Raw genomic sequence first — 23,529 nt, 5'->3', positions numbered from 1 at the left:
CGTCATGGCCTTAAGCCCAAAGCCTATAAGCAGTTGTAAATCGGTTTTTGGGAACGTTTGGAATGGAATGACTTTTGCCATTAGCCGTGGGTTTCACTTTTGAATTGGCATCAGGCGGATCGGTAATCATGGCGACGATTAGCAGCGACTTATTGCGGCGCGATGTGCGGACTTTGGGGGACATGCTGGGAGAGGTCATAACCGAGTCGGCAGGGAGCGAGGCACTCGCCCTGATCGAGACGATCCGGCAACTGTCTCGGCGGCGGCGCAGTGGCGATCATGTTGCTGAGGCGGAATTGGCGGAGCGAATCCCGCAGCTTACGATTCCCGAAGCGCGTGTCGTGGCTCGCGCTTTCAGCGTATTTTTCGACCTGGCAAATCTGGCGGAGGACCGTCACCGTATTCGCGTGTTGCGGGCACGTGTGCAAGAAACTGCTCCCAACCCCATCAGCGAGACGATTGCTGCCGGCATTGCGAAGTTACGCGAGGCCGGCTTCACAGCCGACCAAGTGCAGGCTGCGATCAACGCCGTCAAAATTGAGCTCGTCTTCACGGCCCACCCCAGCGAGGCCAAGCGTCGATCGATCCGCGCGAAACTTCGCCGGATGCGGCACGCGCTTCAGGAGCGCGATCGCCCGGACCTGTTGCCGCGTGAATGCGAGCGGCTGGAGATGCAAATTCGCGCCGACCTGACCGTGCTTTGGCAGACCGACTTTCTCCGTCCCTCGAAACCAACCGTGTTGGAAGAAGTCGAACGCGGGCTATCGATCACACCTCGCCTGGTTGAAGTCGTGCCGCAGGTCTACGACTCTCTGCGCCGCGCGCTCGAGATGTACTATCCGGGCAAGAAGTTCGATATTCCGCTCTTCCTGCGGTTTGGCTCCTGGATGGGTGGCGACCGGGATGGCAATCCGCACGTTACCGCCGCCGTCTCACGGCAAACGCTTCTCTGGCTGCGAGAATCGGCGATTGCTCAGCACCTGGCCATGTGCAAAAAAATGTACGACTTTCTCAGCTTATCCACGCACGAGATTCCGGTGGAATCGGTAATTGTGCAACGGTTGGCCGAACGGTCGGCGACTTGGCCGGAACTGGCCAAGTCACTGGAGCCAGTCACGCCGCTGGAAGTTTATCGGCGCTGGGTCTGCATGATTCAGTGGCGGTTGCAGAAGTCGATGCCCGTCGATGCCGGCGCGAGCATTCCGATCGGAGGCTATCGCGATGGTGCCGATTTGTTTGCTGACTTGCAGGTAATTCAAGACAGCCTGACGGTTCATCACAGCCAATTGCTGGCGGAAACAGAAGTCCAGCGTTGGCTCGATTTGGCTCGCGTTTTCGGCCTGCATTTGACGCGGCTCGATGTGCGGCAAGATGCGCGCCGCTACCGCGAAATCATGACCGACATTCTCTCGACGCTCGGCATCGTCGAGGGATATGGCGACTTGCCCGAAGAGAAACGCTGTGAAGTGCTCTCGAAGAGCTTGCCCTGGACCAAGCCGATCGCGACCGACAAACTCGCGCCACTCACTCTGGATACCCTCGAACTGTTTCGCCTATTGCACGAAGCTGTCCGCTCGTTTGGTCCCGATTGCCTCGGCGGTCACGTCATCAGCTTGACGCAGTGCCCGAGCGACGTGCTGAATGTGCTGTGGCTGTGGCGCTGGGCACAGGCGACCGCGACTGAAACAATAGACGACGAACTGCGAATCATTCCTCTCTTCGAGAAAATCGAGGACCTGAAAAATGCCTCGCAAACGCTCGATGCGATTCTCAGTCATCCACTGTATCGCGAGCATGTTTCGCGGCTGCAGAATCGGCAAGTCATCATGGTCGGCTATTCCGACAGTACCAAGGACGGTGGCTATCTCGCCGCTTGCTGGGGGCTGTATCAGGCGCAAAGCCAACTGCAGGCAGTCGCCGAAAAGCACGACGTTTCGCTCACGTTCTTCCATGGTCGTGGCGGTTCGCTCGGCCGTGGCGGTGGTCCCGCCGCGCGCGGCATTCTGTCGTTGCCACCCGAGGCGCTCGACGGCACGTTGCGGCTCACAGAGCAGGGGGAAGTGCTCGCCGAACGGTACGACGACACGCAGGTTGCATTTCGGCACTTAGAGCAAGTAGCCTGGGCCACGTTGACCGCTTCCGCCTTGCCCGGCGTGGAAGTGAAACCTGCCTGGCGCGACATGATCGACGAACTATCGAAGCGGTCTTACACAGCGTATCGCGAATTGGTCGATCAGCCCGGCTTCATTCAGTTCTTTGCCTCGGCAACGCCCATCGACGAAATCGAAAACTTGCCGATCGGCTCGCGTCCCGCGCGGCGGCGCGGCGAGCGTTCTTTGGGAGATTTGCGCGCGATTCCTTGGGTCTTCTCCTGGACGCAGAATCGCTGCATGATTCCCGCCTGGTATGGCTTGGGGACCGCGCTGGCCGAAGTGAAGTATCGCGATCGGACCAGTTGGAACACAATCTGCGAAATGTACCGGGCCTGGCCGTTCATGCAGGCAACAATCGACAACGCGGTCCTCGCGCTGGCGAAGGCTGACATGTACATTGCCCATCACTATGCCGACTTGGAAGAAGATAGCGATATTCGCCAGCGCTGCTGGAGCCTGATCGCAGCCGAACGAGACCGCACTCGGCAAGCGCTGCTCGACATGGTCGGCGGTGGCGAGTTGTTGGCGACAAACCCCTGGTTCTATAGTTCGATCGATGCGCGGAATCCGTACATCGATCCGCTCAACCTGATTCAGGTCGACTTGCTTCGCCGGCGGCGAACCTTGCCAGCCGAAGCCACCGACGCCGAGCGCGAACAACTGCGCGATATGCTCCGCCTAACCGTGCAGGGAATCGCGGCAGGGATGCGCACCACGGGCTAACTGCGTTCGCGGGAATTGACGTAAGTCTTGCGCACCAAATTCGGAGGGTGTTGAAAAAGTCAGGGACTTTTTCAACACTCAGGCACGCCGCGCACGAGAGTTACGCTAGGTCGTGTTGAATAAGTCGACCCGATTTTCAACAAGTGCGCTAAAAACCGATCGCGCGACTGACAACTTACGTCGATCGCTTAGGGCGACTTGATTTCTAAGATCCGCAGGTTGCGGAACTCGAGCGGAGCACCTTCAGCCTGCAAACCGAGATAGCCACTTTTCGCAACCAGGCCGGTTCCTTCCCAAGCTAACTCGCCGTTGCAATGAAAGGTAACCTTGTCTCCCACGCAGCGGACACGCCACTCGTTCCACTCCCCCGAAGGCTTTTGCATTTTTGGAACCGGTTTCGGCCCCATCATTTTGCCGTTGATGTAGTTCCCTTCGCTGCCACTGGCGAGGTTGATCTGATTCGCGCCGACCTTTTTGCCCGAACGAAAAAAGAGCCCGCTGTTGTACTTGGGCTTCATCCCCCGCCACTCCAGCCGAAATTCAAAATCGCCGTACTCCTTGGCAGAAGCCAGATGCGGGCTGCCACCGCCGGTGACTTTGATCACACCCTCTTCCACCTTCCAGTTCGCGGGCATTTCTTTCGGCGGCGACTCTTCACCGAAACGCCAGTTGGTTAAATCGGTGCCATTGAACAGGGAGACATAGCCCGCCTTCTTTTCTTCATCGCTCAGATCAGCGGCGAGGGCGGGGCAGGCCGTTGTCAGCACCAGAAAGATCCTAAGAAATCGCCAAGGAGAGAGGAGCATTGGTTCACCTTTGCATTGCTGGGATTGAATTGCTGCGGCCATCTTAGCCGTCGCCGAAGCAGAATACAGCCATCTCTCAAGCAATCGTCGAATCGTCAGATGCAATAGCGTATAATTGGTGTGTGACTCCCAGGAACCCAAAATGGTAACCATCAATTTAGACGACGCCACTGCAAATGCCCTGCGCACCAGCGCCGCGGCCCGTGGTTGCAGCTTGGAGGATTTTCTCCGGCTGATTGCGAAGCTACCTCCTGAATCAGCGCCACTATCTTTCGACGATCTGGTCCATCAGCTGAACCTGCTGAGTTCGGCTGAGGTCGTGGATTCCAATTACTCGCGCGCTGAAATCTATCAAGACCACGACTAGCTCCTTCGGTTGAAGCCATGTCAATTCTGATTGATACCGGCGTGTAGCTGAGAGCGTTTCAACGTAACTCCCCGGAACGCCCCCCGATTCTGCAGTCGTTTCAAAGACTCTGGCTCGAGAAACAAGAGTTGCTAACGACGACGCAGAACATAGCCGAGTTTTGGAACGTATCGACACGACCCGCATCGGCTCGCGGCAGTTTAGGACTTGCTCCCTCCATCGTTGAACCACGCGTCAAACTGATTGAACGAGTTTGCCGCATTGTGCCCTTCGATTTGGCTGACTACGTACACTGGCGCAGTTTGATTGTGCGCTACCAGATTTGCGGCGTGTCGGTCCATGACGCGAGATTAGTCGCCGTCATGCTTTCGAATCAAGTGCCAACCATACTGACGCTAAACGATTCGGATTTTCGCCGTTATCACGAGATTGACGTTCACACTCCAAGTAGCCTTTTGTCGGCAACTCTGAAGTGACTTCAAGTTGAGTTTCGATGCTGAAGTGCGAACTCGATATCGCCTTGCAAGGCTCGGTTCTTTTCGGCGAGGCGTTGGCGAATGCGGTGGACGGTGCGACGCACAGGGGCGGTGAGGACGCGGATGATTTCTTCGGGCGAGAGTTTTTCCAGGTCACCGACGGAGTCGACCCGCAGGAATTCGAACACTTGTCGCGCTTCGTAGTCTTCCTTGAAGAGCATGTAGAGTTTCTCTTCCGCGGTGACTAAGGGCCGGCCCAAAGTTGGTTGTTTGGGTTTGGGCTTCGCTGTGGTTTTCTTGGCCGGCTTGAGCTTCGCCGACTTTACGACCGCTGCTTTTGACGTTCCCTTTTTCGCCTTGGCCAGCACAGGCTTGGCCTTGATCGGCTTCTTCGGTGCTACTTTTTTCTTCGCCATGCTGCGGACTCACGTTGCTGGTTGCCAAGCTGCGAATATTAAATGCCTCAAGCGATCAATTGCTTGACGACCTGCCCGTGGACATCCGTCAAGCGATAATCGCGCCCCTGAAAACGGTACACCAGCTTGGTGTGATCGAAACCGAGTAGGTGGAGCAGCGTGGCTTGCAGATCGTGGATGTGAACTTTGTCGCGAGCGATCGAGAAGCCAAGTTCGTCCGATTCGCCGTGGCTGAAGCCGCCTTTCACTCCGCCACCAGCCAGCCACATGCTGTAGCAATCGGGAAAATGATCGCGGCCCAGGTTCGGTCCGCCGGCGGTGCGTCCTTCGCGGAACGGCGTACGGCCAAACTCGCCACCGCAGACGATCAACGTATCCTGCAGCAAACCTCGCTGTTTCAAATCCTTGATGAGCGCGGCAACCGGCCTATCCATTGTGGCACACTTCTTCGTGAGGCCGTCACCGATGCTCTCGCCAGGGCCCGTACCATGAAAATCCCAGCCCCAGTCGAACAATTGAACGTAGCGAACCCCTTGTTCGACCAACCGCCGCGCGAGCAGGCAGTTATTGGCAAAGCTGGCTCCGCCAGGAGTCGCACCATAGGCTTCGAGCGTTTCTTTGCTCTCGCGCGTGATGTCCATTACTTCTGGCACGGCGGTCTGCATGCGAAAGGCCAGTTCGTATTGCGCGATGCGTGTCGCGGTCTCAGGGTGCCCAAGTTCGCGGGCCTGCATTTCGTTCAGATCTCGGAGAGCGTCGAGGGTGTCGCGGCGCAGGTCACGATTCATACCAGCGGGATCGGAAGCATATAGAACAGGGTCTCCCTTGGAGCGGCACTGCACGCCTTGATAGACAGAGGGGAGAAAGCCGCTGCCAAACGAATTCTTCCCACCGTTGGGCTGTACACCGCTGGAGATGAGAACGACAAAGCCCGGCAGGTTTTCGTTCTCACTACCGAGGCCATAAGTGACCCACGTGCCGAACGAAGGTCGGCCCGAGCGCGGTGAGCCTGTGTAAAGCAGCAGTTCCGCGGGAGCATGGTTGAACTGCTCGGTGAACATGCTCTTGACGACGCACATCTCGTCGGCGATGCCGTGAAAATTCGGGACCGCATCGGAAAGCCACACGCCACCCTCGCCATGCTGAGCGAACTTGCGGGGCGTACCCATCAGCTTAGGAACGCCGGAGGTAAAGGCAAACCGCTTCCCTTTGACGAACTCATCGGGACAGGCCTGCCCGTCGCGCTTCACGAGCTCGGGCTTGTAGTCGTACATATCTAGGTGAGGTGGCGAACCGGTCAGGTGAAGATAAATCACCTGCTTGGCCTTCGCAGCAAAATGCGGCAGCTTGGGCGTAAGAGGATTAATCTCGGCCACTGCCTTGTTCGTCCCGTTATCCGGCGCCGCATAGCCGTTTTGCTGAAGCAACCCAGCAAGGGCCATCGCGCCGAGGCCGACACCCGAGTCCTGGAGAAAGTGACGGCGGGTGCGGTGTTGGAGCTGATCACAAATTGGATTCATCGTTGGTTCCTTATCGCTTCATCAGCGTTTCGTCCAAGTTGAGGAGCACGTTGCCAACGACAGTCCAAGCAGCCAGTTCGGGAGCGGACGCATCTTTCGGCAGCGGGCCAATCGGTTCGGTCGCCAAACGGCGGGCTGCATCGGGATCGGCTTGGAATTTCGTAAGGGTGCGAGTGAAGAGTTGCGTCAGCCGCTCTCGCTCGTCGGCGTGAGGAGGGCGGGCCAGGCAGAGGCGAAAAGCAAATGCCGCGCGATCGGCAGGCGTAGCTCCGCCCTCGGCAACAACTTTCCGCGCGAGAGCCTGAGCAGCTTCGATGTACACGGGGTCATTCAACGTGACGAGCGCCTGCAACGGGGTATTGGTGCGAACTCGCCGGACCGTGCAGACTTCACGATTCGGAGCATCAAAGGTCGCCATGGAAGGATAGGGATTCGACCGACGCCAGGTGGTGTACAGCGCCCGGCGATAGCGATCAGGGCCTTCGCTGGTCTGCCAATCGATGCCGCTACCAAAGGCCGCGTTCAAACCCATCGCGGGCTGCATCGGCTTAACGGGCGGGCCATACATCTTAGTACTCAGCAGCCCGCAGGCAGCCAGCGTTTGATCGCGCACCATTTCGGCTGACAACCGGAACCGTGGTCCTCGCGCGAGTAAGCGATTATCAGGATCGCGCTGCTGAAGGTCGGGCGTGACACGCGATGATTGCCGATAAGCGGCTGATGTCACCAGCTTTTTGACGAAGGCCTTGAGATCCCATTTGTTCTTGACGAGGTCAGTCGCCAACCAATCAAGCAACTCAGGATGCGCGGGCTGTTCGCCTTGCGAGCCAAACTCTTCACTGGTAGAGACAATGCCGATACCGAAGATCTGTTCCCAGTAACGATTGGCGATCACCCGCCCCGTGAGTGGATTGTTATCGTCCACCAACCAATGCGCCAGCGCGAGCCGCTGATGAATATCGGTGCGGAGCGGCGGAAAGATGGCCGGGCTGCCAGGCTGAACTTCGTCACCCAGGTCCAGATAGTTCCCGCGATGTTGCAGTCGTGTGACCCGACCTTTGCCTGCCATCTCCTTCATGATCGGGACCGTATTGGGCTTGAGATCGGCAATCAACTTATTGATCGCTGCTTGCCGATCGCGAGTCCCCTTCAACTCGGGCGTGATGCTGAGGAAATGCTTGGCGATCAGATCTTTTTGCTCTGGAGTTCGTTCATCCACGGCAGGCTGAAGGGCGGCCAAAACGTTGGCGGGTGCCTCAGCCCACATTTGCACCTGGTCGGACGATGTCGCACTCAAGCGAAATTTGCCGAGTGTGTGCTGCTTGTGAACAGACTGCTGGTGAATGGTAACGACCAGCTTGCTGCCTGCGCCCACTTCCGCTGGCTGCTTGGCAACTAGCGTGACCGAATGCGATTCGCCTGGCCTCCCGCCAATCGCCCAGCCCTTCTGCTTGCGGTCGGCCTTGCCATCCGGGCGAATCAAACTGGCCGCTTCAAATTGGGGCTGAGAGTAAGTAGCAAACGCCGTAGTAAAGTCGAGTGCCTTCTCGCCGGAGAGAAGAAACTCTTCGCTCTTCGGTGGTGCCTTAGCTACCATTTTCTGCCAAACGGGCTTTCTCTGCTCGTCCAGCAAAGTCACCTGAAAATCAGCGAGCCGTCCGCCGGCATTTCCGTCGGTCCGGTTCCAAATCACGATGCGGTCGACATCGCGTGCATCCTTAAGATCGACTTCCCACCAAGGATCGTTCGACGCCGCGGTATGTGTAACACTCTTGGCTTGAAAATCACCATTCGTGTTACCATCGATGGCCAACTTCGGCGGGCCATCGTAGTCGGTCGAACTTTGCGTGGCTTCGCCGGCGAGTGCCAGGTTATTTGAGCCCGAGAACACTTGCACTTCCGCCAGGGAGAGCATTTTCTTCTTGCCGGGAATCTCCACGCGGACGTAGCGGCCGCGCAGCAAGCTGTCCTCGGGCGGCACAACGACGGCAGAGATTTCGCTGATGACGAAGTTGCTGCCAGAATGCCCAGGGCCTTTGCCGGGCAATTGTTCGTCAGCCAGTGCTTCCAGTCGCAGGGCGCGGAGTCTCCCAGCGGCCAGCGGAATTTCTAGCGTGTAGTCGTCGTTGTCAGCAGCCGTTGCCACGCGGACGACGCCATCATTTGCGATGACTCCAGGCAGGCCCGTCTGCGATTGAAACTTGGCTGGCACCAGCGATGTCCATTCCACCGCGCGCGGAATGGTTGCTTCCCATTTTGCTTGAGCAGCGGCCAATTCTGGGGTGGTTGTTTGCAGGGTTTTTGCCAGGGCGGCAAGTTCGCTTTCCCATTGGGTCTTCTGTTCCAATTGCATTGGCGAGAAGCGGGACAACAATGGCGATTCATCTTTGCGATCGGCATCTTCGGTATTGTTAAAAATGGCAAACAGTCCGAAGAACTCCTTCTGCGAGAGCGGATCGTACTTGTGCGTGTGGCACTGAGCGCAGGCGATGGTCGTTCCCATCCAAACCGCCATCGTGGTATTCACGCGATCGACGACTGCGACGTTACGGAACTCCTCGTCGTTCGTGCCACCCTCGTTATTCGTTAGCGTGTTGCGATGGAAGGCCGTCGCAGTCAGCTGTTCATCAGTTGGGTTCGGTAGCAAATCGCCCGCAATCTGTTCGATCGTAAATTGATCGAAGGGCTTGTTCGTATTGAACGAGCGAATCACATAATCGCGGTAGGACCAGATGGTCCGCGCTGGATCGTCGGCATAGCCAGCGGAGTCTGCATAGCGGGCCAGGTCAAGCCACTGATGCGCCCAATGCTCGCCGTAAGCCTCTTTCTGCAACAGGCGGTCAACGAGTTTCTCATAGGCCTGGGGATCCGAATCACTTACAAAAGCATCGACTTCCGCGAGCGTGGGAGGCAAACCAGTGAGATCAAGTGAGAGGCGGCGAATGAGCGTATAGCGATCGGCCTCGTCTTGCGGCTGCAGCCCTTCGCGCTCCAGCCGTGCGAGCAGGAAGTGATCGATTTCGTTCTTTGGCCAAGCCTTGTTTTTGATCGCGGGAAGCTGCGGAAATGTTGGTTTGACATACGACCAGTGCTGGGCGAAAGGAGCGCCTTGGCGAATCCACTCTCGCAGAAGCTCAATCTCGCGAGGCGTCAGATTCTTGCCAATGCCCGGGGGCGGCATCACTTGATCCGCCTCGCGCGAGGTGACTCGCTTGATCAATTCACTCTTTTCAGGCTGGCCGGGGACAACAGCCGCGTGACCGCTGCCGAGGTCTGCTTTGGCTCCTTCGAACGTATCGAGCCGCAGGCCATCGATGCCCCCTTTTCGCTCAGCCTCGTCGGGGCCGTGGCAAAAGTAGCATTTATTCGACAAGATCGGCTTGATGTCGCGATTGAAGTCGATTTGCTTCGACGGCTCGGCGGCCATGATTGCCGCTGAGAGGGCGAAGCAGACGAAGAGTGGATACGCAATCAGCCAGCTGCGAAGCATCGGAGCAGAGCCTCGAAGTGCGGGGAGGGAGCGAGCGGAAGGGGCCGTAGCAGACTTTAACTCAGTCGCTGCAGCGGTCTGCATTATAACTGCCAGCGGAACGACGATGCTATGAACTGACCTGGGGAAAAATCACGAATTCAGGCACTATTTCTGCCACGCCGTTGTTTCTTTCTTCCCATTCTTAAAGACGACCACAGCTCTCGCCGTCTTTTGGTCCGCCGACAACGTTAACGTCTCGGTGTCGCCGGGTCCCCACGAGATCACCAATTGCTGCCCGACCATTTTCCAACTCTGCGTCTCACTTACTGCACCGATAACGACTCCTCCGCTGGCAATCTGGAACACCCGTTTACTGAAGTTCAGTGACTTTCGTTTCATGCCGATAAATGCCGCTTCCGTGTCTTGCAACTTCCATTCAAAGGCTTCGGACTTCCCACTCTCTAAGATCGCTCGCCCCTGAATGGTTTTGCCATCTGCCGATAGGGCGGCGGATCTCTTCTGCGACTGCCAATCGCGGGGAGCCTGGACATGCCGCAAACTCGCCGTGATCTTGCCATCTAGCGCAATGTTTCCCTCCACCACCGCGCGAATCTGGCCAGCCGTAGGGTGGCGATAGATCGTTGTCCCTTGGAAACGATTGCCTGTCTGGCTGATCGAGTAAACCACGTTGGCCGATTCTCGCCAGATTCCTTCGATGGATGGAGTTCGATCCCTTGCTCCCGCGGGAGTCGGCGAATAGTTCGTCGTTGCCGGAAGCGATGCCAGCAGGCGGTCCACGCGGGTTTTCGTCAAACCACTCAAAGCCGGGAGGGCCTGGCGGTAGAATTCGGCCGCATGAGTTTGCACCCGCGACCGCCGGCTTCCTTCGACCGCCTCGGCAACCTTCCACCAGGCATCGCCCACTTTGAGTGGATCAGGTCTCTCCGCCAGTTCAAGAAGTGCCGCGGCGTTCGACAATCCATCGTTCCCCAGCGCTAGCATCGGCACACCGCGCTCCCAATCCCCTTTCCAAAAGCAAGCGAACTTCCCGACGGCGGCATTCGCCTCAGGATCGGACGGCTTGTCGAGCAAGACTTTCTCCGCTGCCTGGATGGTCGGAAATTCCGCGGCTGCTTCCTCAATCTCAGTTGCCTTGGCTGCCAGGTGCCGCGCAAGTTCGGGATCCCTCCCTTCCTTGGCACAATTCAGGGCTAACTCGGCCAAGGCTTTGGCCGGCTCATAGCGATCCGCCATGCGGGCTTCATCGACCAGCGGGTAAAGCAACGCGGCAACTTCCCGCTTCTCTTTTTCGGTATTAAGCGCCTTGGCGGCTGTAGCGGCAGCAGCCATCTTCTGCGGTAACACGTTGGAGTCGTATTCGACGTCGATGCGCTCGATAGCATCAAAAGCCGTTGTCAAGTCGCCCTGCTGCGCGGCGATGTCCCGCGCCACGCGGAACAGGACAAAGCGCGCGACCAGATCGTCTTTGGTCGCGGTAGCTTCGAGCAGTAGTTTCTTCGCGAGTTCAATCTTCTGGGCGGGAGACTTCGCCAGCTCATAGTCCGGTTTGTAGACTTCGGCGACTTGCGCCACAGCGGCCTGCTGTGCGGCGGCTTCTGGCACCGGGAATTTCCGCCCCGGTTCCGCGGCCAGCGACGAAATGGTAAGCGCTAGCCAAGCAACGCTAACGCAGGAAGTCAATCGATTCATCAGCCCCTCTAAATGCACCACAGTAGTCAGGCCAAATTTTTCTGAATCTACTTCCGCATCATCGAGGCTGCAACCAAATCCAAATGCTTCCTTAGGAGTCTAATGCGCGTGCCCAGCATGCGCAACCATGTCCTTACACGCCTTCTCGCACTTACGGCACTCGGCGGCGCATTCCTTCATGTGCTTATCGTCGGCGAACTTTTCACATTCCTTGGCGCACATCGCACAGGCATCGACACACGCTTTGCAGATGAGTGCGGCAAGAGGACCACTGCGGGCCACGATCGAAGCTGCCGTGGCGCAAAACGCAGCGCAGTCGTGGCAAAACGCCAGCGTCTTGGCGTGATCTTTCTTGCCGGCCTCCAGTTGCCGAGCGCAATGAGCCGCACAGCTATCACACTCGCGTTGACAATCGGAACAAGCCTTGGCACAGGCATCGTTCATGTCGGCGTGCGCGTGATTGTTCTCCGCGCTGGGGCCGGGCTTGGTCGCCGGAGCTTGCGCACTTCCCGAGTTCTGCATCGCCGCTAAGGCAGCCGCTGTTAAACTGGCTACGGTGAATTCTCTTCGTCCGATCATGGTAGGCATCCTTGAAAAAAGGAACGGAACCGAAAGATCATGAGAAGTCGAACAACACCCCCGCACTGTTCCGACTACTATCCTCTCCAACATGCCACGGTCCATTGACGGAGACTCGTGGCGCGCGAATTGTATTCAGCAGCGGTGTCAAGACAAGACTCTATATTGGCGGAAGCCGCCACTTCTGCTTACTTGGCGAACATAGGACTCGACCGATCGCCACGCGAGAGCAGGTAAGCGACCAGATCCAGAGCTTCTTCCTCGCTAAGCGTGTTCATTAGTCCATTGGGCATCATGGAATTCGGCGACGGCGAGATTTCTTCTACCAGGCGATGATCGACATCCACCACTGCGGTCGGATCAAGCATGTTGGTGTTGATCTTGATGTTATCGCCCGCCAGATTTACGACGCGCCCAATCACGATTCGGCCATCGGCCGTGAGAATTCGCACCGCAGCGTACTGATCGCTGATGACCTTGCTAGGGTCGACGATGTTTTCCAGCAGATCGCGACGGCTGAAGCGCCCCGCAGCGCCAGAAAGATCGGGGCCCACGGAGCCACCTTCATTGCCAAAGCGATGGCAGCCAAAGCAATTCGCTGCAGCGAACATCTTGCGCCCCTGGTCGAAATTGCGGCCCGTCAATTTTGCATCGGCCAATTGCGTCAACTCGTCGAGTTTCCATTCCTTCACAAACGGTCGCGGAGGAGCAACCGGACCGGCTGATTGAATGGGTTGAGCATCCAAGAGGGGTTTGAGTTGATCTTTTTCGGCGTCGGAAAGAGTGGTGAGCGCATCCTTCTTGATGTTCTCTACAAACAAGACGAAGCTCATTCCTCCCTTGTAACCAGCCGCTTTGTGAAACCACTTGAAGTACGATTCACGCAGATCCGGAGTCCAGCCAGCACGCAGCATTCGCAAGGCGCGGGCATATTCAATCTGCTCTTCCTGGGTCGGCGCGGTTGCTAGCAAAAGGACCGTTTTTTCGGCGGCCGACGGAGCCTGCAGATAGACGAGCAGATTCGCGAGTTCCGCATTTTGCTCGCGCGTGGCCGCTGGATAAGCAGGATCGAAGCGGGCGATTGTCCGGGCCTTGAGGTCATCGCTGGGCGGACCCAAGCGATTGAAAGCAACCGCATATACCCGCAGCAGTTCATTGCGCTGTTGGCCGTCGAGCGACTGCCAATCGATTTTTTCGAGCGAGGTAACAATTTTGCCGAGCAAAGTAGAATCGGCAACGGGCAAATCAGCCTTTCGATGAAACGGGTCTGTCCCCGCAGCGCGCACGAGAGCGAGCAGCGCGGTGATCGCACCTTGCGGATCTTTTTCGGCAAGTGCTTTGTCCTGCCACTGCTTCACATCCTGGTGTTCAATGGCCACTCGTGCGGCAAAGCGGATAAAGCGATCCGTACTAGCCAAATGAGGCCAGGCCTTGTCGATTACGCGCGGATCTTTTTGCAAATGAAGTGACTCCAGTTCGCGGCGGAGTTCACGATCCTGCTTGCCGACGGTTTGATCCAGCTTGCTGGGCTCGGTTGATTCGCTGCCGGTGTAAGTCACACGGTACAGGCCCGATTTGGTCTTACGTCCGCCGATGGCGAAGTACATTGCGCCATCCTGGGGACGAACGACTAGATCGGTGAGGGGCAGGGGAGTACCAGTGACGAACTCTTCCAACTTGGCGGTGTAGGAAGATCCTTGCGGCTCAAAATGGACTGCGTAGAGCTTGCCGTAGCTCCAATCGCAAATGAACAGAGCCTCTTGATAGCGGGCAGGAAACTTCGCGCCGTAACCAAAGACAATTCCAGTCGGCGAGCCGGGGCCAACGTCGACCACGGGTGGCAACGTATCGGCATAGTAGGTCGGCCATTTCCCCGCTCCGTTGCGCCAGCCCCATTCGCTGCCGCTGGTCGCATGGCACACGCGAGTCGGGCGATACCAGGGAGTGTTGAAGTCCCACTCCATATCGGCGTCGTAGGTGAAGAGTTCTCCTTCGCGATTGATGGCTGCGTCGAACTCGTTGCGGTAGCCGGTCGAAACGAGTTCCCACTCTTTTCCTGCTGGGTCAATCTTGTAGATGCAACCACCCGGACCGAGCACGTCGCGCATGAAGCCACGACCATCGGGCATTCGTGGCAGCAGGTGATCTTCGCCCCAAAGCTGCGGCACGCGCGAGCGATTGAATTGGGTCTGCTTCGTACCATTGCCGCAAACGATATACAGGTTCTGCTTATCCGGCGTCAACAGCACGGCATGCGGACCATGTTCGCCGCGCCCCTCCAGCGTGCGGAGTGTCTCGACTTTATCGAGCATGTCGTTGTTGTCGGTGTCGGTCACACGGTAGACACCACTCGGGTATTTTCCCGCTGTGTTCACGACGACATATAAACTGTCGAAGGCCCATAGCAGGCCTTGAGCTTCGCCAATATCGACCGGGATCTTCTCGATCTTCGTGGCGTCTTTGCTGCCAATCTCGGGGACGGTGATTCGGTAGAGACCGCCGTTTTGATCGGACGCGATCAGCCGCCCTTTCGGATCGACGCACAGATTGACCCACGAACCTTCCTCCGTTTTCGGCACGCTGTAAAGCAACTCCACCTGAAAGCCTTTGGCAACCTTCAACTGAGCGACCGGAGTTGCAGGCGGCTCGGGGAGATGGGCATTCTTGTCCGGCGCTTTATCGGCTCGCTTGGGCTGAGCCTGCTTTCCTTTTTTCTTTCCCGCGTCTTGCCCGTGCCCTTCGCCAAGTCCGATGGCAATTACAGCGGCCAATGCGGCGAACAAGAACCAATGACTTCCGGCAAAACGCATAAGAACCTCTGGCAAGGGAAAGGTGCGAGCTGAACGAATTTCAACCGATCAACTTCCTACGATAGCTTTCCGCGTGAGATTTTTCTCTCCCCTGACGGTGAATTCCCGGAGCCCGCGCGCAAAAGCAAAAGGCCCCGGTATCAACCGGGGCCCACGGGGATCGTCGAAAGTGAGGAGTACGCGCTAGGCAAACGGCAGGCTGCCCAGGCGAGATTGGCTGACGCTGCGTACGCCAGCGTTGATATTGCTGTTGAGGCCCAGGTTACCGAACGAATCCTGGCTGTTGTTCTGGCTGCTTAGGTTTGCAAACAAACTAGCCTCGGTGTTCAGATTGGCATTCACGTTAAGCTGATTCTGACCAGCCAGGCTGGCAAAGAAATCATCGGCAGCTTGATTGGCCAAGCTGAACTGGAGCGAGTTGTTCAGGGCGAGATTCGCTGCATCGTCCACCGTCAGATTGGCGGCACTGACGCCGTTGAACGTGGCCAAGTCGTCGAAGTTCGCATCGCCTGTTAGATTGAGGGCGGCGGAACCACCAATGGAGCCATTCAAGTTGTTGTCGCTATTCAGCAGCGAACTGACGCCCAGGTTGCTGGAACTGTTGAGGGCCGAGTCCAACAGCAGGTTGGCGGTGATGGCAGTATCGATATCCAAGTCGGTTCCCAAACCGAGTCCATCGATATCCAAGCCATCGATCACCTCGTCAAGATTCGCGTCCACGTTCGCTTTGATGTCCGCCTCAAGACTGTTGTCTACATTCGTCGAATCATTCAAGTCCGCACTGGCACTGGCATCAACATCAGCGGAGATACTGAGATCGGTGCTAGAGCCAAGCGAACCGGTCAAATCTTCGAGAACGGTATCAGCGTCGGCATCCACGGTCGCCGCGACATCAGCATCGGTAGCACTAGCCACGTCAGCACCGACGCTTGTCTCTAACGAAGTGTGATCGCTCGCCAGATTGAGATGCAGGTCCGCAGCGAGATCAGAATTCAAATCGCCACCTACGTCTTCACCGGCACTGGTCGCAGTCATCGCACTTTGATTCGCGGCGACTGGCTGTTCTCCACTCTCTTCAAAGGTCGTGGTGCCAAAGTCGCAAGAGATAAGGTACGACGTGTCCTCAGGCGACTCGGGTTCGACTTGCTGAACGCTTTCAGTAGCGAGAAACGGCCCCATATCCGCGGCGAGAACCTGCCGGTTTTCCAAACCTTCCGGAAATAGACGACGCGAATGGCTCAGGGATGACGAGGTGCGACGAGTATTCCGACTCAATGCTTTTGGCGTATTCATAACCGGCCGATCCTTATGGAGAGTCTGCGAAGGAGTACACACTGCCCTTCCTCCGGGTATCAATCACTTGGCAGTGATGATTCAACACTTTTGCAACATCAATGCCGACTGCCGCAACTCTCGCCAAAAGTGTCGTTTTTCCTCGTAAATCCACAGGATTGGTTACTACGCGACCAGTGCGGGCAAGTCACTTGTTCCGGGCTAAACCGGGCCGGTTTGAAATCGACCAGGGAGCAGAAGACGTGAACTACCTATTTTCACAAGTCGTGAGTGATGGGCTGGATTCGAGCAATCAGAGCTGATCGATTTGCCACCGCATTCGGAAATTGGGACAAACCGCACGCTGTCGCAGCGTGCGCGCTTGAGAATCGCCGCCCCGAGAACTACAACAAACGTGTGGTCGCTTTCCCCATATCTCATCTACCGAGGGGAGGTGCCGATGCAGTAACGCTCGAGACGCAGGTATTCACCTCGCTCGGCTGACGAAGTTCGATCCACTGCTAGTGTCGTCGTTTTCATTTTTATTTATCACGCGTGATTCAACCATCGAATCTCGCGATTCCCGGTCTGGCTGTGGTCCAAGCTCGTTGTCCCGCCTGTGGGTGATGACTGACGTCTCTTATCGGACGCTGAAGCTGATCTCTTCTTTTCATTCCACAGCTTTATTTTTTCGGAGGCCGCGATGAGCGAATCCTCTTCGTTCTCATTGACTCGTTTCGTTCGCCTGCTTTATACGCAAAATCCGTTTTACTTGATCGGAACATTCTTAATCCTGCTCGGGCTGCAACAAAGCCTGGGCCAAGAACCGCTGCTGGCCACCTCGGGTTTGTTAACCAGCTTGCTGGCCGGCTACACGGTGTTACTCGTGCTCATTGGTGTCGTCATCGTGCGCTGGGGACAACTCTGGGACGATGTGCGTACAATTTTGCTCGTCGTTGTGCTCCTCTTTTACATGCTCTCGACCAGCCTCGATGTGCATGTACTCGAGTCTCCCTCGCGCGGAACCGCGCTGCTGTTATGCGGACTCGCGTTCTGCTTGGGACTGAGCGAATTCCTGCTGCGGATTCTCAGGCTGCAGTTGCCGGCACCCTATCGCTGGGCGTTCTATCTTTCCCTCTGCCTCCTGTTTAGCTATCCGATCGCGCTCGCGTGGCTCAGTGACTATCGCTGTTACGAGGCCCGCAGTTGGGTCATCGGCAGTTTCGCGCTGGCTGCTTCGCTGCCGCTGCTGGCGCTCATTCCTGCCGCACGGAGTCGCACCGCCGTTCCTGTTCCATGTGCGGCCACCTGGCAGTGGCCGTTTTATCCGTGGTCGCTATTTGTGTATCTGACCGTGGGCCTGGGACTGCGGGCCTGGTGGCTGACCATTTCGTTCGACCCAACCAAGGGAGAAGGGAATTCGTTTCATCCTTACCTGCTCATTCCTCTGCTACTCGTCTGGAGCCTGATTCTGCTTGAAGCGGGATTGGTTCATCACCGACGATACTTCCTCGCAGGTGGCCTATTGCTCCCTGCAGCTGCCATCCTACTCGGCTACTGGGGACCCGGGAGTAGCAGCGCGGAAGCAGCGTTTTTGGCGAGGGTGACGAACACACTGGGCTCGCCACCCCAATTGGCCGTGTGGAGTGTGCTGGCGTTTCAAGCTTGGGCATATTGGCGAACGGCCAGTGGCCCTTGGAATCTCGCGAGTGAAGTAGCTCTCACTTCTACAGCCATACTCGCCTGCATGACGGGAAAACACACGCTCGATTGGCAAACGCTGACAGATGCAAACCCGAGCGGAATTGCGCTGGTGGCTGCGGCTTTTATGGCTAATGCGATGCGGCAACAAAGCAGCTATCGAGCCTTGGTGGCCGCTTTGCTGGGAGGCTGCTATCTGTGGCTCACCGACATTGCGAAGTTTCCTGCTGATCCGGATCGTTTCTGGCTCATGCATGCGCCCGTGCTGGTGATCCTCGCTTTGCTGTCGGTCTTTCGCGATCAGTTGGCCGCGCTGCTGCGGAATTTTGCCGTATCGGCGATTCCCACGCTCGCGTGTGTTGCGGCCTTGGCTTATCCGTGGTGCTTCACGCGCACTCCCCTGCTGCAGTTCACCGTCTATCTATGCTTCCTGTTACTGGTTTCGTTCCGACTCTGGCTGCTTGACCGGCAGGTGAGTCAACTCTTCGCTTTTGGCCTTACAGGGATGGTGAGTTGCCTGCTCTACCTCTGGCCAGCGGGAAAGATGCTGGCCGAGTCGTGGCTGGCCGCAGGCCTACCTTATCTGCTGGTGGGACTTGCCGTCGTCGTGGCGGGAATTGCAGTCAGCCTACTGAAAATGAAGTTGCCAGAGCACTTGTGGAATTGGCTAACGCAGTTCAATGAGCAATTCCAATTGCATCCCGATGAAATGGGATAAGTGCTGCATGCGGCAAGAAATACTCAGAGCCAGTCCGCACGGGGCGACCTGGCTCTGAGGTTTTGTTCGTGCGAGGTAATTGCAAACAATTACTTCTTCTTTTTGCCGGCCCCGATCTTCGTGGTGGTCTTTTGCGCGTCGGTCAGAATGGCGGCGACAGCCGTATTGAACGCGGCTTGAGCTTCGCGCAGTTCCTTGTCGGCGTCGACCATGGTCTTCTTTTGGTCGTCGGTCAGCTTGAGCGCTTCGTTAACCGCATCCGCTGCTTCCTTCCCCTTCTTGCCGGCAGCTTTGGCAGCCTTCATCGCTTCTTGCTTGGCTTTGACTTGGTCCGCTGTCAGCAGTCCGTTGACCTTGTCTTGCGCGGCTTTCAACCGGGGAGCATGCTCCTTGGCGACGATTTCATACTTGGCCTTTTGGTCGGCAGTCAGTTCCGCAGCTTCCAGCTTCTTAGCCATGGCAGCGGTGGGATCCGGCATCTTCTTTGCCTTCTTGCCATCGTTTTGCGCGTCAGCACGCAGAGCAAGGGCGACGCAAGCGAACACGGCGAGGGCGACGAGACACTTCGAATAGAACGATTTCATGCGGCGAACTCCGAATCACGAGAGGGGAACGAAAAGTGGCGAAAATTGAAAATCTAGTTGCGCAAAACGATGCCCACGAAACTCGTGGGCATCCATGCTCGCTACGACGAATTGTTGAGGTTAGCGGTTAGCTCAAAGCTTGGGTGATGATCTTGCCGTCGCGGACGATCATGATCGGCCGGCCGGTGTTGGTGTGATATTCATGGGTGTGATCGATACCGAGCGTGTGGTAGAAGGTCGCAGCCACATCGTCAGGTGTGATGGCATCGTTCTTCGGTCCGGAGGCGGTCTTATCGCTTTCGCCGATAACCTGGCCACCCTTCACGCCGCCACCTGCGAGCAACATGAACATGCAGCGAGGATAGTGGTCGCGACCACCTTCCGCAGCGCGGCTGTTGATCTTTGGCGTGCGGCCGAATTCGCCGGTGATGAAGACCGCGGTAGTCTCGAGCAAACCCTTCTGCTGCAAACCATTGAGGAGGGCAGCGACACCAGTATCGAGTTGCGGGAGCAACTTGGTCCGGAGGTTGGTGAAGTTGTTGGTGTGGGTATCCCAACCACCGAGGGTCATCGTGACGAACCGGACGCCCGACTCGACCAAGCGCGAAGCGAGCAAGCAGTTCATACCGAAGGTTTCGGTGCCGAAGGGTTCGGCGAACTTCGGCGATTCCTTGCTCACATCGAAGGCGTCGCGAGCGCGGCGCGAAGTGATGATGGAGTGGGCTTGCTCCGAGAAGCGATCAAGCCCGGTCAGCAGTTGACTGTTCGATTCGACATTAGCGAACGTCTTGTCGAGGCCTTGCAGCAGGTTCTGACGACGTTCGACTTCTTCTACCGTCAGGCCGTTCCCCAGCGAGATGCCGCGGACGCCATAAGATTGGCCCGACTTTGGCGAACCAGTGGTATTGAGCGGTGCGTACTGCACGCCCAAGAATCCGGTCCGTTGATTGCTGTTGGGAATGGCGACGAACGGAGGCAAGTCCTTGGGACCTCCCTTTTCCTTGGTCACGACAGCGCCGTAGCCAGGATACTCGAGCGATTGAATCGGACGGTTCCCGGTATTCACATACTCTGTTCCCAGAGCGTGGGCACCCAAGGTGTGAGAGACACCGCGGAGCACGCAGAATTTGTCCGCTTGGGCGGCCAGCTTTGGCAGGTGTTCCGAAATCTCAACACCAGGCACGCAGGTCTTGATTGGATTGAACGTGCCGCGATTCTCGGCCGGAGCGTCCGGCTTGAGATCGAAGGTGTCCATGTGCGAAGGACCACCGGTCAGGTTGATGAAGATGGCGTTAGTTGCCTTGGCCTTCTTCAACTCGCCCGCAGCCGACAAGCGAAGGTATCCAGAGAGACTTAGACCAACGCCGAGGGCACCAGCCCGCAGGAAGTCGCGACGCTTCACACCATCACAGGTAAAGGACAGAGCCATGAGAGAATTCCTTTTTTCGAACGTGAGGATTTGCTTTTATTGAACGAATAAAATTTGGTTAGGGAGTCAGTCGGCAATTAGTGGTTGACGATGAACTCCTTCGTGTTAATCAGAGTCCACAGCAGCCCGCGTGCTCCTTCGAGGGGCGACGAGGAGGATGCCAGGAACTCTTGGCAACGGCTGATTTCGTCATCCGTCGGTTGACGGCTGAGCGTGCGGAGGTAAGCCTGCCGAATCAACGTGATTGGTTCGAGGCTGAGTCCTTCGGGCTGCTTTTTGACTTCGTCCTTGGTCTTCGCAGCGGATTCCAACTCTGCAATGCGAGCTTCGAGCCGGGTAATTTGTTCCTTGTTCTTCTCTTTCTTGGCGCGGTCGAGGCGAGCCTTCATCCGCGGCAACTCCTTGCTGAGGTCGACCTTTTCGGGGTCAGTCCCATCCTTCAGTCTGGTGGGCTTCTGCTTGATCTGGTCGATCCAGGTATCGCGACCACCTTCCAGCGCCGAAAGCACACTGGTATCGTTCTGCAGATAGACCGTTTGCAACAAACTGGCGTCCATGGAACGATCGCAATCGCAATTGCTTTCGCGAGTCGATCGGCCGAAGACTTGCAAACCAAACGTGGCATTGCCAGCCTGATTGCCTTGCACGCGAGCACTCGAAGTGGCGATCGAAATGGCTCGACCCTTGATTTCCGTCCGGGCTCCAGCTGCTTTCGCGTCCGAAGACGTGGCGATGGTGATCGCGTCGTAGGCAACTTCAGCCGGCAGGCGACGAGGCACAGCGCGAGCGAAGTTACGTTCGTCCTTGCTGTTGGTTTCGTTAGGCTGCCACGATCGTTGATAGGTGTCGCTGGCGAGAATCTCGCGGTGGAGCCACTTCATATCGAACTTGTGTTCGATGAAGCCCTTGGCGAGGTAGTCGAGCAGTCCGCGGTTGCTCGGCGGATTGGCCAGGCTTAGATCATCTGGTGGCTCAACGATACCGACGTTGAAGTAGCTGGCCCAAACGCGATTCACGAACGCCTTCGCAAAGTAAGGATTGTTCGGGCTGCGCATCCAATCCATCAATGGCTGGCGAGCATCTTCCACGCTGTTGAGATCCATCGTTTCGCCGCCGAGGACGCGGGCCTTGGCCACCGGCATCGGAGCGCGATTCTTATTGTTGGCGTTCCCCTTGTCGTTCTTGCGAGCCGGGGCAGCTGTTGGCTTGATCAAGTAGACTTCGCCGAAGGGAATGGTCTTTCCTTCTTTCAACGCGTCTGGCAGCAAGCGACGGAGGTCATTTCCCTTGAGTTCTTTGTTGAGCCCCGAAGCAGCAATGATCTCGTTGTATTGCGCCAGCGATTCTTTATCGCGGGCACCAGCCTGATTGAACTGGACGCGAGCGAAGAAGGCCTTGAAGGCATCGAAGTCATCCTTCGACCATTGATCGAACGGATGCTTGTGGCACTGGGCACATTGAATCCGCATGCCGAGGAAGGTGTAGGCAATGCCAATCGCCCGCTCTTCAGGCTGGCGATAGTTATTACGAGCCCAGTAGTAGGGCATCGACGAACGATCAGCGAAGGAAGCCTTCCCTTCGCGATACATTTCGCTCAGCTCTTCGCAATATTCCTTGTAGTCCTGGCCGGGGTTTCGGCTTTGACCGAGGACAATTCCTGCAGCGATTTCGTCATAAGGCTTGTTCTCGCTGACCCGCTTGTAGATCCAGTCGTACCACTCCTGACCTGGAGAGGTAGTGCGGACCGGCGAGACGTTGTTCAGTTGCGAATCGTTATTGCCGGTGAAGTCGCACAGTTTGGTCGTCCACCAGGCTGCATAGGCTGGCGACTCAAGCAGTTTTTCAACTTTCTCGCTTCGCTTATTGGGCGACTTATCGGCGAGGAATTCTTCTACTTCCTGGGCACTCGGCAGAGTGCCGGTCAGGTCGAGCGAAACGCGACGGAGGAATTCCGCATCGTTGCTCAGGCCCGAAGGAACAACACCGAGCTTTTGCAGCTTTTGGACGACCAGCTTATCGATGGCCGTGGGGGCTGAAACCTTGGGATACGCCTTGCCCGAGAGTTCCGTGACGGGGCGGATGACTGGAATCGCGATCACCGCGTTGTCGTACGAAATGACGATGTGCGTATCGCCGGTATCAGTTGCGGTGACGAGACCATTTTCCGAAATCTTGGCCACCTGCTCGCTGTTGCTTTGAAAGCGGCAGAGCGGAGTCACGTCTTCCTTCGAACCGTCCGGCCACACGGCGACGGCTTTCATTTGTACGGTTTGACCGGGCTTGGTCAGCAGCAGTTCCTGCGGGGTGACCTCCAACGTAACGAGCTTTTGGACTTCCTTCTCGCTGTAGTTGGCTCCAGCGGCAACCCAGCGACGAAGAACGTGGTGCTGCCAGCTTCCCTTTTTGTAGCGCTCGCCACCTTCGTGCATGTCGGCATCGGTGGGCTTCGCCAGAATCAAGCTTTCGTCAATGTTCTTGACATCCACGCGGGGACGCTTGGCATCGAGGAGTGCTTCGTGATCGGCTTTGAAGTCGTAACCGAAGAGCGAAAGACGGAACTCGCCGCGCCCTTGGAACGAGCCGTGGCACGAGCGGCCATTGCAGCCGAGCCGGCCAAACAGCGGGCTGACGTGGCGTTGAAAGCTGGGGACTTCGTCCCCTTCTGCTTGTTCAAAACGCTCGTAAATGGGCTTCTGAACCTCGTCGGCCGCAGGGGCAGACAGGGCCAACATGGCCCAGGCGAGCGGCGTGCAAGCAAGCAGCCTGACGAAACCGATTCGCATGACGGAATCT

Annotated in this window: 15 protein-coding genes; 4 read left to right on the top strand and 11 right to left on the bottom strand. The window is 57.1% G+C overall.

All coding sequences use genetic code 11. The features are described 5' to 3' along the window. Positions 1 to 128 precede the first annotated feature (128 nt). Positions 129 to 2,876, top strand: a complete 2,748-nt coding sequence (gene ppc, locus ETAA8_RS14030; RefSeq protein ID WP_145089113.1) for a phosphoenolpyruvate carboxylase — start codon at positions 129 to 131, stop codon at positions 2,874 to 2,876. Between the two features lie 188 nt (positions 2,877 to 3,064). Here the strand turns inward: ppc and ETAA8_RS14025 are convergent, their stop codons facing one another. Then, positions 3,065 to 3,682, bottom strand: a complete 618-nt coding sequence (locus tag ETAA8_RS14025; protein ID WP_202921825.1) for a 3-keto-disaccharide hydrolase — start codon at positions 3,680 to 3,682, stop codon at positions 3,065 to 3,067. A gap of 142 nt (positions 3,683 to 3,824) precedes the next feature. Here ETAA8_RS14025 and ETAA8_RS14020 point away from each other — a divergent pair, with 142 nt between their 5' ends. Beyond that, positions 3,825 to 4,049, top strand: coding sequence for a FitA-like ribbon-helix-helix domain-containing protein (locus tag ETAA8_RS14020; protein WP_145089107.1), 225 nt, complete (start codon positions 3,825 to 3,827; stop codon positions 4,047 to 4,049). A gap of 47 nt (positions 4,050 to 4,096) precedes the next feature. After that, on the top strand, positions 4,097 to 4,525 hold the full coding sequence (locus ETAA8_RS35900; RefSeq protein WP_145100503.1) for a type II toxin-antitoxin system VapC family toxin: 429 nt from the start codon (positions 4,097 to 4,099) through the stop codon (positions 4,523 to 4,525). Between the two features lie 2 nt (positions 4,526 to 4,527). On the opposite strand, the gene ETAA8_RS14010 is transcribed toward ETAA8_RS35900, so the two are convergent. The 7 genes from ETAA8_RS14010 to ETAA8_RS13980 form a co-directional block, all read right to left on the bottom strand. Further along, a complete protein-coding gene (locus ETAA8_RS14010; protein ID WP_145089104.1) occupies positions 4,528 to 4,941 on the bottom strand; it encodes a hypothetical protein in 414 nt (137 codons plus the stop codon). 47 nt (positions 4,942 to 4,988) lie between these two features. Further along, positions 4,989 to 6,461 (bottom strand): DUF1501 domain-containing protein, encoded by a 1,473-nt coding sequence (locus ETAA8_RS14005; protein ID WP_145089101.1) that lies wholly within the window; start codon positions 6,459 to 6,461, stop codon positions 4,989 to 4,991. 10 nt (positions 6,462 to 6,471) lie between these two features. After that, entirely contained in the window at positions 6,472 to 9,951 is a 3,480-nt protein-coding gene (locus ETAA8_RS14000; protein ID WP_145089098.1) for a DUF1553 domain-containing protein, read from the bottom strand. A gap of 147 nt (positions 9,952 to 10,098) precedes the next feature. Further along, a complete protein-coding gene (locus tag ETAA8_RS13995; RefSeq protein ID WP_145089095.1) occupies positions 10,099 to 11,643 on the bottom strand; it encodes a hypothetical protein in 1,545 nt (514 codons plus the stop codon). A 99-nt stretch (positions 11,644 to 11,742) separates the two neighbouring features. After that, the gene (locus ETAA8_RS13990; RefSeq protein WP_145089092.1) at positions 11,743 to 12,222 is read right to left on the bottom strand and encodes a four-helix bundle copper-binding protein; all 480 of its coding nucleotides are present in this window, start codon (positions 12,220 to 12,222) and stop codon (positions 11,743 to 11,745) included. Positions 12,223 to 12,410: 188 nt separating this feature from the next. After that, positions 12,411 to 15,032: a c-type cytochrome gene (locus ETAA8_RS13985; protein ID WP_145089090.1), complete on the bottom strand. Its 2,622-nt coding sequence runs from the start codon at positions 15,030 to 15,032 to the stop codon at positions 12,411 to 12,413. 183 nt (positions 15,033 to 15,215) lie between these two features. Continuing rightward, positions 15,216 to 16,325, bottom strand: coding sequence for a hypothetical protein (locus ETAA8_RS13980; RefSeq protein WP_145089087.1), 1,110 nt, complete (start codon positions 16,323 to 16,325; stop codon positions 15,216 to 15,218). Positions 16,326 to 17,007: 682 nt separating this feature from the next. On the opposite strand from ETAA8_RS13980, the gene ETAA8_RS13975 reads away from it, so the two are divergent. Further along, on the top strand, positions 17,008 to 18,723 hold the full coding sequence (locus ETAA8_RS13975) for a hypothetical protein (RefSeq protein WP_145089084.1): 1,716 nt from the start codon (positions 17,008 to 17,010) through the stop codon (positions 18,721 to 18,723). Positions 18,724 to 18,812: 89 nt separating this feature from the next. Here ETAA8_RS13975 and ETAA8_RS13970 read toward each other — a convergent pair whose 3' ends face one another. From ETAA8_RS13970 to ETAA8_RS13960, 3 genes are all read right to left on the bottom strand, one after another. Next, positions 18,813 to 19,307, bottom strand: coding sequence for a hypothetical protein (locus ETAA8_RS13970; protein WP_145089081.1), 495 nt, complete (start codon positions 19,305 to 19,307; stop codon positions 18,813 to 18,815). A gap of 127 nt (positions 19,308 to 19,434) precedes the next feature. Further along, positions 19,435 to 20,736 carry a DUF1501 domain-containing protein gene (locus ETAA8_RS13965; protein ID WP_145089078.1) on the bottom strand — a complete coding sequence of 434 codons (1,302 nt, stop codon included), beginning with the start codon at positions 20,734 to 20,736 and terminating at the stop codon, positions 19,435 to 19,437. Between the two features lie 77 nt (positions 20,737 to 20,813). Beyond that, on the bottom strand, positions 20,814 to 23,519 hold the full coding sequence (locus tag ETAA8_RS13960) for a DUF1549 and DUF1553 domain-containing protein (protein WP_238397758.1): 2,706 nt from the start codon (positions 23,517 to 23,519) through the stop codon (positions 20,814 to 20,816). Positions 23,520 to 23,529: the final 10 nt, after the last annotated feature.

This window comes from Anatilimnocola aggregata, assembly GCF_007747655.1.
Classification (GTDB): domain Bacteria; phylum Planctomycetota; class Planctomycetia; order Pirellulales; family Pirellulaceae; genus Anatilimnocola; species Anatilimnocola aggregata.
Note: the sequence above shows the minus strand (reverse complement) of the source record. Positions and strands in the feature narration are given on the sequence as shown.